The 12440-nt window shown below is 73.9% G+C and carries 15 protein-coding genes and 1 riboswitch; of the genes, 6 read left to right on the top strand and 9 right to left on the bottom strand.

Annotated elements, in window-relative coordinates:
* Positions 1–174 precede the first annotated feature (174 nt).
* From AB0C04_RS06590 to AB0C04_RS06580, 3 genes are all read right to left on the bottom strand, one after another.
* Complete coding sequence (locus tag AB0C04_RS06590) at positions 175–678, bottom strand: DUF6328 family protein (RefSeq protein WP_357049369.1); 504 nt, start codon at positions 676–678, stop codon at positions 175–177.
* Positions 679–855: 177 nt separating this feature from the next.
* On the bottom strand, positions 856–1605 hold the full coding sequence (locus AB0C04_RS06585; RefSeq protein WP_357049366.1) for an SIS domain-containing protein: 750 nt from the start codon (positions 1603–1605) through the stop codon (positions 856–858).
* Between the two features lie 34 nt (positions 1606–1639).
* Complete coding sequence (locus AB0C04_RS06580) at positions 1640–2470, bottom strand: alpha/beta hydrolase (protein ID WP_357049363.1); 831 nt, start codon at positions 2468–2470, stop codon at positions 1640–1642.
* Between the two features lie 73 nt (positions 2471–2543).
* Positions 2544–2650: riboswitch (TPP riboswitch) on the top strand.
* Positions 2651–2725: 75 nt separating this feature from the next.
* Here AB0C04_RS06580 and AB0C04_RS06575 point away from each other — a divergent pair.
* The 3 genes from AB0C04_RS06575 (at position 2726) to AB0C04_RS06565 (ending at position 5660) form a co-directional block, all read left to right on the top strand.
* The gene (locus AB0C04_RS06575) at positions 2726–3310 is read left to right on the top strand and encodes an ECF transporter S component (RefSeq protein ID WP_357049360.1); all 585 of its coding nucleotides are present in this window, start codon (positions 2726–2728) and stop codon (positions 3308–3310) included.
* A 134-nt stretch (positions 3311–3444) separates the two neighbouring features.
* A complete protein-coding gene (locus AB0C04_RS06570; RefSeq protein WP_357050713.1) occupies positions 3445–4863 on the top strand; it encodes an ABC transporter ATP-binding protein in 1419 nt (472 codons plus the stop codon).
* The gene (locus tag AB0C04_RS06565; protein ID WP_357049357.1) at positions 4860–5660 is read left to right on the top strand and encodes an energy-coupling factor transporter transmembrane component T; all 801 of its coding nucleotides are present in this window, start codon (positions 4860–4862) and stop codon (positions 5658–5660) included. Before AB0C04_RS06570 ends, AB0C04_RS06565 begins: the two co-directional genes overlap by 4 nt.
* Before the next feature lie 167 nt (positions 5661–5827).
* On the opposite strand, the gene AB0C04_RS06560 is transcribed toward AB0C04_RS06565, so the two are convergent.
* A complete protein-coding gene (locus AB0C04_RS06560; RefSeq protein WP_357049353.1) occupies positions 5828–6082 on the bottom strand; it encodes a hypothetical protein in 255 nt (84 codons plus the stop codon).
* A 303-nt stretch (positions 6083–6385) separates the two neighbouring features.
* On the opposite strand from AB0C04_RS06560, the gene AB0C04_RS06555 reads away from it, so the two are divergent.
* Together AB0C04_RS06555 and gndA are read left to right on the top strand one after the other, a co-directional pair.
* Complete coding sequence (locus tag AB0C04_RS06555) at positions 6386–6682, top strand: thiamine-binding protein (RefSeq protein ID WP_088988093.1); 297 nt, start codon at positions 6386–6388, stop codon at positions 6680–6682.
* Between the two features lie 226 nt (positions 6683–6908).
* Positions 6909–8351, top strand: coding sequence for an NADP-dependent phosphogluconate dehydrogenase (gndA, locus tag AB0C04_RS06550; protein WP_357050710.1), 1443 nt, complete (start codon positions 6909–6911; stop codon positions 8349–8351).
* 37 nt (positions 8352–8388) lie between these two features.
* On the opposite strand, the gene AB0C04_RS06545 is transcribed toward gndA, so the two are convergent.
* From AB0C04_RS06545 to recO, 5 genes are all read right to left on the bottom strand, one after another.
* Positions 8389–9150: a pirin family protein gene (locus AB0C04_RS06545; RefSeq protein WP_357049349.1), complete on the bottom strand. Its 762-nt coding sequence runs from the start codon at positions 9148–9150 to the stop codon at positions 8389–8391.
* The gene (locus AB0C04_RS06540; protein WP_357049346.1) at positions 9147–9347 is read right to left on the bottom strand and encodes a thioredoxin reductase; all 201 of its coding nucleotides are present in this window, start codon (positions 9345–9347) and stop codon (positions 9147–9149) included. The genes AB0C04_RS06545 and AB0C04_RS06540 overlap by 4 nt, the downstream gene beginning before the upstream one ends.
* Positions 9348–9516: 169 nt before the next feature.
* Entirely contained in the window at positions 9517–9702 is a 186-nt protein-coding gene (locus AB0C04_RS06535; protein ID WP_350874016.1) for a hypothetical protein, read from the bottom strand.
* A gap of 154 nt (positions 9703–9856) precedes the next feature.
* On the bottom strand, positions 9857–10669 hold the full coding sequence (locus AB0C04_RS06530) for an isoprenyl transferase (RefSeq protein ID WP_357049343.1): 813 nt from the start codon (positions 10667–10669) through the stop codon (positions 9857–9859).
* Positions 10666–11472 carry a DNA repair protein RecO gene (gene recO, locus AB0C04_RS06525; RefSeq protein WP_357049340.1) on the bottom strand — a complete coding sequence of 269 codons (807 nt, stop codon included), beginning with the start codon at positions 11470–11472 and terminating at the stop codon, positions 10666–10668. The genes AB0C04_RS06530 and recO overlap by 4 nt, the downstream gene beginning before the upstream one ends.
* Before the next feature lie 102 nt (positions 11473–11574).
* On the opposite strand from recO, the gene AB0C04_RS06520 reads away from it, so the two are divergent.
* Positions 11575–12438 carry a DUF4097 family beta strand repeat-containing protein gene (locus AB0C04_RS06520; protein ID WP_357049337.1) on the top strand — a complete coding sequence of 288 codons (864 nt, stop codon included), beginning with the start codon at positions 11575–11577 and terminating at the stop codon, positions 12436–12438.
* The last annotated feature ends 2 nt before the right edge of the window (positions 12439–12440 follow it).

Here is a 12440-nt window from a genome sequence, read left to right as displayed (position 1 = left end):
CGCTCCGGGACGGCGCCGGGCTCGTCCGGCACGGGTCGGCTGTTCTGCGTCGTGGTCACGGCTGCCCCCTCGAACCTCGGTCCGGCGCGTCAACGTGCTCGACAAATGCCACGCTACCCCCGGTTGTTACCCAGGGGTAGCGGTCTGTGAAGATCGAGATTCGGCGATCGCCGGTCAGTCGCCGGTGACCGCGCGCGGGTCGTCGTCATCGTCGTCGATGTCGTCGTCACCCCAGTTGCGACGGGCGAACGGCAGCAGCACCCAGAAGACGAGGAACCAGACCGCGGTCACCGCGCTGAGCACGAACGCGATCGGACGGTCCAGCACGAAGTCGGTGATCAGCAGCACCGCGCTGACCATGGCGATCAGCATGAAGGCGAGCCCGCCGGTGGCCATCCGGTGGGCGAAGCGGACCAGCTCCGGCTTGCGCCCCTGGCGGAACAGCGCCCGGTGGAACGCCACCGGCGAGATGATCAGCGCGGTGGCGGCCGCCGCGGCCAGCAGCGAGACCACGTAGACGTCCCGCTGGAACTCGGTCGTCCTGGTGAAGCCGTTGCTGAACGGCAGGGTCAGCAGGAACGCGAAGAGGATCTGCACCCCGGTCTGCGCGACCCGGAGCTCCTGGAGCAGGTCGGCGAAATTGCGCTGCCAGCGCTGCTTCTCGGTTTCCTTCGACACGCGTTACCTCCGGTCAGACGCTACTGCCGGCGGGGCCCGCCGCCGGCAGCAACGCCAATGCCCGATCACGCAATCCGCGAAACCAGCTCAGGATCGACCCGCCGGCGGTCGCCGCCCGCGCCGCGATGCGCCCGCCGGTCGCGGGTCAGGAGCGCGCGAGACACCCGCCGGTGGCGGTCAGGAGCCGCGGCGGATCCGGCCGGCGTAGCGGGCCTCCAGCACGTGGTTGTGCTCGTCGCCCCCGGCGATGTTGGCGGAGAGGTAGACCGGGGGCCGCTCCCCCGCGGCGAGCAGTCGGGCCACCACCTCGACCGTGATCTGCTGCGCGAGCAGCGCCGCGGTGATGGAGGAGACCGCGCCGACCGCGCCGCCGTCAGGCAGCGGCAACGTCGCGTCGCCGTACGGGGCGCCGTTGTCGAGCACCACGTCGGCGAGGTCGGCGAGCTTCCGCCCGGACGGGTGCCGGGAGGTCATCTGCGCCGAGTGCTGCGCCGAGGTGATCGCCACCAACCCGTGGCCGCGCTCCTTGACCAGGCTGGCGAACTCGACGATCGCGCCGTTCACGCCCGAGTTCGAGGCCACCACGAAGACGTCCGCCGGTCGGACCGGGGCCAGCTCGTAGAGGCGGTGCGCGACCGACGGATCCCGCTCCAGGGTCGGCCCGAGCAGATCGGCCGGCGCGCCGCCGTGCAGCACCAGATCCCGCAGGGCGATCTTGTTGGTCGGCACCAGCCCGCCGGCCCGGCCGGCGATCTCCATCGAGAGCGCCTCGGAGTGCCCGGCGCCGAAGGCGTGCACCACCCCGTCGGCACGTACCGCGTCGGCGAGCAGGTCCGCCGCCCGACCCACCGCCTCCCGCTGGCTCGCGGCGACCCGGTTCATCGTCTCGGTCACCACCGCCAGGTAGGCGTCGGCGCTCAACGTCATGTCTCCTCCATTCCTACTGACCGCCGGACGCGGCTCAGGCCACGCCCCGCACCCGGGCGACGATCGCCTCGGCCAGCGCCGCCGGCGCCTCGTCCGGAATCCAGTGGGTCACCCCGGGCAGCTCGACGAAGCGGTAGTCCCCCGACACGTGCTGCGCGCACGCCTCGGCGGCGGTCCGGCCGATGGCGATGTCCCGGTCGCTCCAGACGAACGTGGTCGGCACGGTCACCGGCCCGACCGCGGCCAGGTCACCCCGGGACATCGCCCGGTACCAGTTCAACGCCCCGGTCAGCGCGCCGGGCGCGCGCATCGGCTCCGCGTACGCCGCCACCCGGTCCTCGTCGCCGACCCCGGCGAGCATCCGACGCAGCGCCGCCGCCCGCAACCCGAGCAGCACCTTCTCCGCCTTGCCGGGCTGCCGGAACAGCACCATGTACGACGAGCGGACCTTCTGCTGCGTGTCGTGGGCCAGCGCGTACGCCATCGCGGCGGGGTGCGGCACCGACACGGCGGTGAGAGTACGGATCCGGCCGGGGTGGGCGGCGGCCACGGCCCAGGCGACGACCGCGCCCCAGTCGTGCCCCACCAGGTGCGCCGCCTCGACGCCCAGCGCGCCGAGCAGCGCCACCACGTCGGCGACCAGCTCCGCCAACCGGTACGCCTCGACGGTCTCCGGGCGGGCGCCGGGCGAGTAGCCGCGCTGGTCCGGCGCGTACGTGCGCAGGCCGGCGGCATGCAGGGCCGGCGTCAGGTCGTCGAACTCCCCGCCGTGCTGCGGGAAGCCGTGCAGCAGCAGTACCGGCGGGGCCTCCTCCGGTCCACCGGCGCGGACGTCGAACGTGAATCCTCGGGCGTCGATCCGCATGATCAGCAGCCTACCCAGGCCGGCCGGCGTCGCCCGGCCCCCGGTCGCGGTGCTAGCGTCTGTGGAACAACTTCACATCCGACAGGGGAGCGCACAGCGCTGAGAGTGCGGGCACACGCCCGCAGACCCTCGAACCTGATCTGGGTAATGCCAGCGCAGGGAGTTCGGTCGACCTCCAGCCGCGCCGCCGTCCGGTTCCACCGGACGTCGGCGTGCGTCTTCTCCTGGTTCCTCCACAGAACTGGGAGCACTCGCATGACACAACCCGACACGAACCGTTGGCGGACCGTCGACATCGTCGTGGCCTCGGTGATCGCCATCGCCTTCGGCATCATCTTCTGGGCCTGGGGCCTGCTCTGGAACGGTCCCGCCGACGCCATTCCGCTGCCCGGCCGGGCGGTCCTCTACGGCGTCTGGCTGGTTCCCGCCGTCCTGGGCGGGCTGATCATCCGGAAGCCCGGTGCCGCCTTCTTCACGCTCACGGTCGCGGCGCTGGTCTCGGTGGCGCTGGGCAGCAGTTGGGGCTGGACGCTGGTCATCCAGGGCCCGCTGGAGGCGGCCGCCGCGGAGCTGGCGTTCGCGGCCTTCGGCTACCGCACCTTCAAGGCGCCCATCGCGCTGCTGGCCGCCACGCTGGCCGGTCTCGCGGCGGCCATCTACGACGTCTTCGTCTGGTACCCGGCGACCTCGTGGGTCAGCTTCCGGCTCCCGTACATCCTGATCACCGCTGCCAGCTCACTGGTGATCGCCGGGTTCGGCAGCCTCGCCCTCACCCGGGCCCTGGCCGACACCGGCGTCCTCGACCGGTTCCCCGCCGCCCGCGAACGCCCCGCCATCTAACCCCCACCCCACCCTCCCTCCCCCACCCCCGGACCCGTTGATCAAGAGGTTTGCGTCAACGGCGGCCCGATTTCTGACGCAAACCTCTTGATCAACATGACGGGGCCGGTAGCGGCGCGCGGGGAGGGGGTGTGGTGGGCCGGGTGGAGCTGCGGGGATTCGGGTGGCGGCACGCCGGGCGCAAGCGCTGGGCCGTGCGCGACGTGGACCTACGGATCGAAGGCGGCGAGCGGGTTCTGCTGCTCGGCCCGTCCGGGGCCGGCAAGAGCACGCTGCTGGCCGCGCTCGCCGGGCTGCTGCCGGAGGACTCCGGCGAGCAGGCGGGCACCGTCGAGATCGACGGGTTGGACCCGCGTAAGGACCGGGAACGCGTCGGCATCGTCTTCCAGGACCCGGAGAGCCAGCTGGTGATGGCCCGCTGCGGCGACGACGTGGCGTTCGGGCTGGAGAACCGGGGCGTACCGGCCGCGGAGATCTGGCCCCGGGTCGACGAGGCGCTGCGCCGGGTCGGCTTCCCGTACGACCGGGACCGGCCCACCGCCGCCCTCTCCGGCGGCGAGCAGCAGCGCCTCGCGCTGGCCGGGGTGCTGGCCCTGCGCCCCGGCCTGCTGCTGCTCGACGAGCCGACCGCCAACCTCGACCCGGCCGGCGCCGCGCTGGTCCGCGACGCGGTCGCCGGGGCGCTGGACGCCGACACCACGCTGATCCTGGTCGAGCACCGGGTGGCCGAGGCGCTACCGCTGGTCGACCGGGTGGTGGTGCTCGAACCCGGCGGCGGCGTGCGCGCCGACGGCACCCCGGAGGCGGTCTTCGGCGCCCACGGCGACGCGCTCGCCGCCGAGGGCGTCTGGGTACCCGGCCGGACCGTGCCGCCCCGGCGCGCCGGCTCGACCCCGGGCGACCTGCTGCTCACCGCCGACCGGCTCGGCCTGCCACCCCGGCTGGCCGACACCGACCTGGCGGTACGCGCCGGCGAGGCGCTCGCCGTGCTCGGCCCGAACGGGGTGGGCAAGTCCACCATGGCGCTGCTGCTCGGCGGGCTGCTCCGGCCGGGCACCGGCGCGGTGACGGCGAGCCCGGAGCTGGCCGGCCGGGACGCGGGCACTCCCCCGCACCGCTGGCGCGCCCCCGCCCTGGCCGGCCGGATCGGCTCGGTCTTTCAGGACCCGGAGCACCAGTTCGTCACGAGCACCGTCTACGACGAGCTGGCTCTCGGCCCGCGCCGCAGCGGCCGGCCCGAGGCGGCGATCCGGTCCACGGTGGACGAGCTGCTGGACCGGCTGCGGCTGACCGCGCTCGCCGGCGCCAACCCGTACACCCTCTCCGGTGGCGAGGCGCGGCGGCTGAGCGTCGCGACCGCCCTGGCCACCGCGCCCCGCCTGCTGGTCTGCGACGAGCCCACCTTCGGTCAGGACCGGCGGACCTGGCTGGAGCTGGTCGACCTCTTCGCCGATTTGCGCGACGCCGGGCACGGCGTGGTCACCGTGACCCACGACCCGGAGTTCGTCGCGGCGCTCGCCGACCGGCAACTCACGCTGGGCCGGCGGTCGTGATCGGCCTCGAACCCGTCGCCGTGCCCGGGGCGCCGCTGGCGCGGCGCAACCCGGTCGCCAAGCTGGCCGCCGCGCTGGTCTTCTCGATCGTGCTGGTCGCCACCCTCGACCCGGTCGCGCCGGCGATCGCCATCGCGTTCGAACTGGCGCTGCTGCCGCTCTTCGGCGTGCGTTACCGGGTGCTGGCCCGGCGCGCGTGGCCGCTGCTGGTCAGCGCGGTCGGCATCGTGGTCACGCTGGTGCTCTTCGCCGCCGAGCGCTCCGGCCGGGTGCTGGTCGAGGCCGGCCCGGTCGTGGTCACCTCGGGCGTGCTGCTCACCGCGCTCGGGCTGGTGCTGCGGATGTTCGCGGTGGCGCTGCCCGGCGTGATCGTGTTCGCCACCACCGACCCGACCGACCTGGCCGACGCGCTGGTCCAGAACGCCAAGGCGCCGGCCCGGTTCGCGATCGGGGCCCTGGCGGCGTTCCGGCTGGTGCCGCTGCTCGGCCAGGAGTGGCAGATGATCAGCATGGCCCGCCGGGCGCGCGGCGTGGACGCCGGGCGCAACCCGGTGGCGAAGCTGCGGCTCTTCGTCTCGACCGCGTTCGCGCTGCTGGTCGGGGCGATCCGGCGGGGTACCCGGCTGGCGGTGGCGATGGACGCCCGGGGCTTCGACGCGGGCACCCCGCGCACGGTCGCCCGCCGGCAGCGGTTCACCGCCGCGGACGCCCTCCTGGTGGCCGGCGCCGCGACGCTGGCCGCCACCGCCCTCACCACCAGCATCCTGCTCGGCACCTTCCGGCCCCTCATCGGCTGACCAGGCCCGCCTGCCCCGCCGCAAGCATGGCCGGAGTCGCGTGGTCGCATGCTTGCGGCGCCGGTGACACCGAGCCCGGGTGCGGTTCGTCACCGATGGTGGCGAACCGCACCCGGTGCCGGCCGGTGCAGCGGTGGTTGAGGCGGAGGCGGACCCGCCTCCGCCGATCAGCTGCGCCGGAAGGCGTACCGGCGGGGCGCGCCGGCCCGCTGACTGCCCCGGCCGGCGCCGGACCGGCCGTGGCCGACCGGCGGACCGGCCTTCGGCGGGACCGGCCGGGTCGCCGGCTCGGTCGCCGCGTCGAGCGGCAGCGGCGGCACCACGGGGGCGACCACCGCGTCGAGGTCGGCCGGCGTCAGCTCCGCGACGTCGGGCGTGGGTCGGGGGGTACGGGACTTCTTCGGGTTGCGCTTGGTGGGCATCCAGGCCTCCTTCTCGGCGGACCGGCCGGCGGACGGGCGACGCAGGGTCGCGGCGTGAACGGCGCGGTCTCGGCTGGGCGGGGACCGGGCTGACGACAGCCACGGTCCTGGCGGACGGGGTTCGTCCCGGGATCGGCCACGACGGCCACCGACGCGGCGGTGGCGGAGAATGCGGACGCCCGGGAGCGCACGGACCGCACGCAGGGCGGCGGGCCGGCTCGGAGGTGGGCGTCAGTTACGCATGTGCCGACGGTAACCCATGCCCGGCCGCACGCGCATCCGATTTGCTGGCAGGATCGGCACATGCTGATCGCGTTCTCGATCACCCCGCTCGGCGGCGACGACTCGGTGGGCGACCTGGTCGCCGAGGCCGTCCGGGTGGTCCGCGAGTCCGGCCTGCCCAACCGGACCGACGCCATGTTCACCACCGTCGAGGGCGAGTGGGACGAGGTGATGGCGGTGGTCAAGCGGGCGGTCGACGTGGTCGCCGCGCGGGCGCCGCGGGTGAGCGTGGTGCTCAAGGCCGACGTCCGACCCGGGGTCACCGACGCGCTCACCGGCAAGGTCGCGCGAATCGAGGCCCGACTGGCCGAGGGCTGACCGCCGCCCGTCGCCGAAGGCGAAACCGAACAGCACCGGGAACGCGGTCGCCGCCCGGGACGCGCCGGCGGGGAGCTCGCCGAACCCGGGCGCCGGACCGTCGCGGTCGCCCTCCCGCAGCCGAACGCACCCGTCCCGTCACCGACGGTCGATCGTCGGCGCGGGTCGCCGGACAGCGCGATAGGTTCGAAGCCGCGGACAGCAGGAGCGAGAGGTGGCGGCACGCATGGCGGAGCAGGCGACGGCGCAGATCGGCGTGACCGGGCTGGCGGTGATGGGCCGCAACCTGGCCCGCAACCTGGCCCGCAACGGGTTCACGGTGGCGGTGCACAACCGCTCGCCGGAGCGGACCCGGCGCCTGGTCGCCGAGCACGGTGACGAGGGCACGTTCGTGCCGGCCGAGTCGCTGGCCGACTTCGTCGGGGCGCTGGAACGCCCCCGGGCGGTGATCGTGATGGTGAAGGCCGGTGCGCCGACCGACGCGGTGATCGACGAGCTGGTCCCGCTGCTGGACCCGGGCGACATCGTGGTGGACTGCGGCAACGCCCACTTCGCCGACACCCGCCGACGGGAGGAGTCGCTGCGCGAGCACGGGCTGCACTTCGTCGGCACCGGCGTCTCCGGCGGCGAGGAGGGCGCGCTGCTCGGACCAAGCATCATGCCCGGCGGTTCCGCCGAGTCGTACCGCAAGCTCGGCCCCATCTTCGAGAAGATCGCCGCGCAGGTACAGGGGGTGCCGTGCTGCCGGCACGTCGGCCCGGACGGCGCCGGGCACTTCGTGAAGATGGTGCACAACGGCATCGAGTACGCCGACATGCAGCTCATCGCCGAGGCGTACGACCTGCTCCGGGCTGGTCTGGGCGCGGAGCCCGCGGAGATCGCGGAGATCTTCCGGGGCTGGAACGACGGCGAGCTGGAGTCCTTCCTCATCGAGATCACCGCGGACGTGCTGGCGCACGCCGACGCGGCCAGCGGCCGCCCGTTCGTCGACGTGGTGCAGGACCGGGCGGAGCAGAAGGGCACCGGTCGGTGGACCGTGCAGAGCGCGCTCGACCTGGGCATCCCGATCACCGGCATCGCCGAGGCGACCTTCGCCCGCTCGCTCTCCGGGCACGTCGACCAGCGTGCGGCGGCCCGTCGGGCCTTCCCGGACGCCGGGGCGAAGTGGCAGGTGGACGACCGCGACACGTTCGTCGAGGACGTCCGCCGGGCGCTGCTGGCCTCCAAGATCGTCGCGTACGCCCAGGGCTTCGACCACATCCGGGCCGGCAGCCAGGAGTACGACTGGAACATCGACCTGGGCGGCACCGCGACCATCTGGCGAGGCGGCTGCATCATCCGGGCCCGCTTCCTGGACCGCATCCGGAAGGCCTACGACGAGCAGCCCGACCTGCCCACCCTGCTGGTGGCGCCGTGGTTCGCCGAGACGGTCGGCGGGGGCGTGCCGAGCTGGCGACGGGTGGTGGCCGACGCGGCCCGGGCCGGGGTGCCCACACCCGCGTTCGCCTCGTCGCTGTCCTACTTCGACGCGCTGCGGGCGGAGCGGCTCCCGGCCGCGCTGATCCAGGGGCTGCGGGACAACTTCGGCGCGCACACCTACCAGCGGGTCGACCGGGAGGGCGCCTTCCACACCCTCTGGGCCGGCGACCGTTCCGAAGTGGAGGCGTGACGAGCCCGACCCCTCCGGGCTGCCGGTCGAGCGGGCGTCAGGCGAGGGTGGCGTGCATCTCCCAGACCAGGATCTCGGCCGGCTCGGTGGCGCTGACCCGCTGACCGCCGGTGGCGGTGAGTCGGGCGGCGTCGCCGGTGCCGAGCGGCCCGACGCCTTCCAGCGTGACCGCGCCGGTGGGCACGTAGAGGTGCAGGTAGGGCGCGTCCGGGAGGGTGACCGCGTCGCCCGGGCCGAGGCGGGCGGCGTGCAGGGCCGCGTACCGGTTTCGGATCCGGATGGCGGACGCGCCGTCGTAGCGCTCCATGCCGGACGCGACCGGCACCAGGTCGCCGCGGAGCAGCTGGTCGTCGATCTCCAACTGCTCGTAGCCCGGGTCGACGCCCTCGGTGTCGGGCAGCACCCACATCTGCACGAAGTGCACCGGGTCGGTGTGCGGGTTCCGGCCGTCGAGCCGCCAGGAGTCGTTCTTCTCCGAGTGCAGGATGCCGGTGCCGGCGCTCATCCGCTGGGCCAGCCCCGGATAGATCACCCCGGAGTGCCCGGTCGAGTCCTGGTGGACCAGCGAGCCGCGGAGCACCCAGGTGACGATCTCCATGTCCTGGTGCGGATGGGTCTCGAAGCCGGCGCCGGGCCGGACCACGTCGTCGTTGTTGACCAGCAGCAGCCCGTGGTGGGTGTTGGCCGGGTCGTAGTGCCGGGAGAAGGAGAACGAGTGCTTCGAGTCCAGCCAGGAGATCCGGGTGTGGAAGCGGTCGTCGGCCCGGCGTACGTCGACCGCCGGCGCGGGCGTGCTCACCAGGCCCGCTGCGCGCTGTCGGCGGGGGTCGGCGCCCAGGTCAGGGCCGGTTCGCCGGTGGCCAGCTCACCGATCTCACCGGTGCGCAGCTGCGGCGCGTGACCGAGTTCGGCGCAGTGCTGCTCGGCGATCTCGGCACAGATCTCGGCCACCTGATCGCAGATCGGGTCACCCAGGTCGGCGGCGTTCAACGCCATGATCATTTTGTACCGAAGCTCCCGCATCGCCACCCCCGAAGACGGGAGCACCCCCACGACACCCCCGCCTGCCGATCCTAAGCACGGCCGCCCCCCGCCCACCGGCCAACGCCGCAGACGCGAATCTGCGCCGCCCGCGACTCGGCGGACGGCGCAGATCTCGGGTCGATCACCAGAACCGGCGGCGCTTGGCCTTCTGCGGGCGCAGCATGTCGGCACCCCGGGTCAGCAGTCGGGACACCCCGGAGGGGCCGCGACGAGCCTCCAGCGTGTGGCTCAGCCGGCGCGCGCCGGCGGCGGCCAGCGGCACGGCGACGGCCATCACCGCCCACTGGGCAATGCGCTTCTGGATCATGTGGGTTCACCTCCGTCAGTGGCTCCTGAGCAGACTGATACCCAGCGTGACGCCCTGGTAAGCCTGCCGACCGGCGGTGGGTGCCACGAGAGCGGCCCGTGCCCGCCCGGTGGCCGGTCGCCGCTCCGACGCCGGCCGGCCGGGCTGTGCCGGATCAGGCCGGCGGGGCGACCGGGTTGGGCAGCGCGCCGCCGAACCGCCGGTCCCGCTGCGCGTAGAGCTCGCAGGCGTACCAGAGGTGGCGGCGATCGAAGTCCGGCCAGAGCGTGTCGAGGAAGGCCAGCTCGGCGTACGCGGTCTGCCAGAGCAGGAAGTTGGAGATCCGCTGTTCGCCCGAGGGCCGCAGAAAGAGGTCCACCTCGGGAATCTCGGGGTGGTAGAGGTACTTCGCCACGGTCTTCTCATTGATCTTGTCCGGATCGAGCCGGCCGGCCGCCACCTCCCGGGCGATCGCCGCCGCGGCGTCGGCGATCTCCGCCTGGCCGCCGTAGTTGACGCAGAACTGCAGGGTCAGCGTCGAGTTGCCCCGGGACATCTCCTCGGCGGTCTGCAGCTCGGAGATGACGCTCTTCCAGAGCCGGCCGGCCCGACCGGACCAGACCACCCGGACGCCGAGGTCGACCAGCTGGTCGCGGCGGCGGCGGATCACGTCGCGGTTGAAGCCCATCAGGAAACGGACCTCGTCCGGCGAGCGCCGCCAGTTCTCGGTGGAGAAGGCGTACGCCGAGAGGTAGGGGATGCCCAGCTCGATGGCGCCCTCGATGGTGTCGAAGAGGCTGTGCTCCCCCGCCTCGTGGCCCTTGGTGCGGGGCAGCCCGCGGTCCTTGGCCCACCGGCCGTTGCCGTCCATCACGACGGCGACGTGCCGCGGCAGCGCCTCGGCGGGCAGCGCCGGCGGTCGGGCGCCGGACGGGTGCGGTGTCGGTGGCGTCGGCGTACGCCGGCGGGCCCTGCTCGTGCGAATCACTGTGTTCTCTCCTTCGCCCCGCTCTCGCCGGACCCCGGGGCGCCCCGGTCGACCAGCGGCAGCGAGCGTAGCGCGCGCTCCAGGTGCCACTGCAGGTGCGCCGCCACCAGGCCGCTGCACTCCCGGCGCACGCCGGCCTCGGTGGCGTCGGCGACCCGCCAGTCACCGCTCGTCAGCGCGGACATCAGGTCGATGGTCGCCGGCGCGGGATGGGCCGCGCCCGGTGGGCGGCAGTCCGGGCAGACCGCGCCCCCGGCCGGCACCGAGAAGGCCCGGTGCCGACCCGGCGTGCCGCAGACCGCGCAGGCGATCAGCGCCGGCGCCCAGCCCGCCAGGGCCATCCCCCGCAGCAGGTAGGCGTCGAGCACCAGGGTGGTGGCATGGCTGCCCTCGGCGAGCGCGCGCAGCGCGCCCAGGGTGAGCTGGAACAGCCGCAGCGACGGCTCCCGCTCGACCGGGGTGAGCCGCTCGGCGGTTTCGGCGATCGCACTGGCCGCGGTGTAGCGCGGGTAGTCGCCGAGGAACCGCTTGCCGTAGAGGTCGATCCCCTCGACCTGGCTCACGGTGTGCAGCGAACTGCCGTGGTTGCCCTTGGGGTCGCCCGCGAGCTGGAGGTCGACGTGCCCGAACGGCTCGAGCCGGGCGCCGAACTTGCTGGTGGTGCGCCGGATGCCCCGGGCCACCGCGCGAAGGCGGCCGTGCCGGCGGGTGAGCAGGGTGATGATCCGGTCGGACTCGCCGAGCTTCTGCACGCGCAGCACCACCGCGTCGTCGCGGTAGAGCTGTCGGCGGTACCCGGCCATCGGGCCATTCTCCCTCGGGGTGCGATATCAGGGTCGGTTCGGGGTGGACGGCCGGACGAACCCCGATGCGCCGGGCCCGATTTCGGCCGTAGCGTGCTCGCCATGGCCCTGCACCGCACCATCGGCCGCCGCGCCGACGACCGCGACGCCCGTCGCCCCGCCGACCGCCGTCCCGCCGACCGCCGCCCTGGCGCCCGCCGGACCGGCGCGGTCGCTCTCGGCCTGGCCGCCACCCTCATCGTCCTCGCCGGGTGTGACAACCTCTCGTACCGCCGGCTCGACTACGACAACACCGAGGCGGCCCGGATCACCACGATCCGGGTGCTGCCCGGTGCGGGCGACGTGGTGGTGCGCGCCACCGGCGGCGCGTCGGAGGTCCGGATCAAGCGGGTGGTGCGCTACCAGGGCGCCCAGCCCGACGCGACGTACCAGATCAACGAGAACGAGCTGGTGCTGGACACCGACTGCGGGTCGCGGTGCAGCATCTCCTACGAGGTGACCGCCCCGGAGGGGGTCGCCGTGCAGGGCGAGACCGGCTCCGGGGACGTCGAGCTGAGCCGGGTCGGCACCGTGCAGCTGCAGCTCGGCTCGGGCAACGTACGGCTGGCGGGTGGCAGCGGAGCGGTCCGGGTCGAGACCGGCTCGGGTGACATCGAGGTGACCGAGGTGACCGGCCCGGTCATCCTGCGGGCCTCCTCCGGCAACATCAGCGCCCGCCGGCTCTCCGGACAGGTGGACGTCGAGGCCAACTCCGGCGACGTCGACGTCGAGGTGGACCAGCCGGTCTCCGCCCGCGCGCACGCGTCCAGCGGCAACGTCAACCTGGTCGTGCCCCCCGGCCGGTACCGGGTCCGGTCCAACACCGGCTCCGGGGACGCCCAGCTCGGCGTCACCGACGACCCCGGCGCGTCCCTGGTCCTCGACGTCTCCACCGGCAGCGGCGACGTCTCGATCACCCAGCGCTGACC

The organism is Micromonospora sp. NPDC048909 (assembly GCF_040649635.1).
Taxonomy (GTDB): Bacteria; Actinomycetota; Actinomycetes; order Mycobacteriales; family Micromonosporaceae; genus Micromonospora.
The sequence above is the reverse complement of the archived record's forward strand: the minus strand, read 5'-3'. Positions and strand labels throughout refer to the sequence as shown.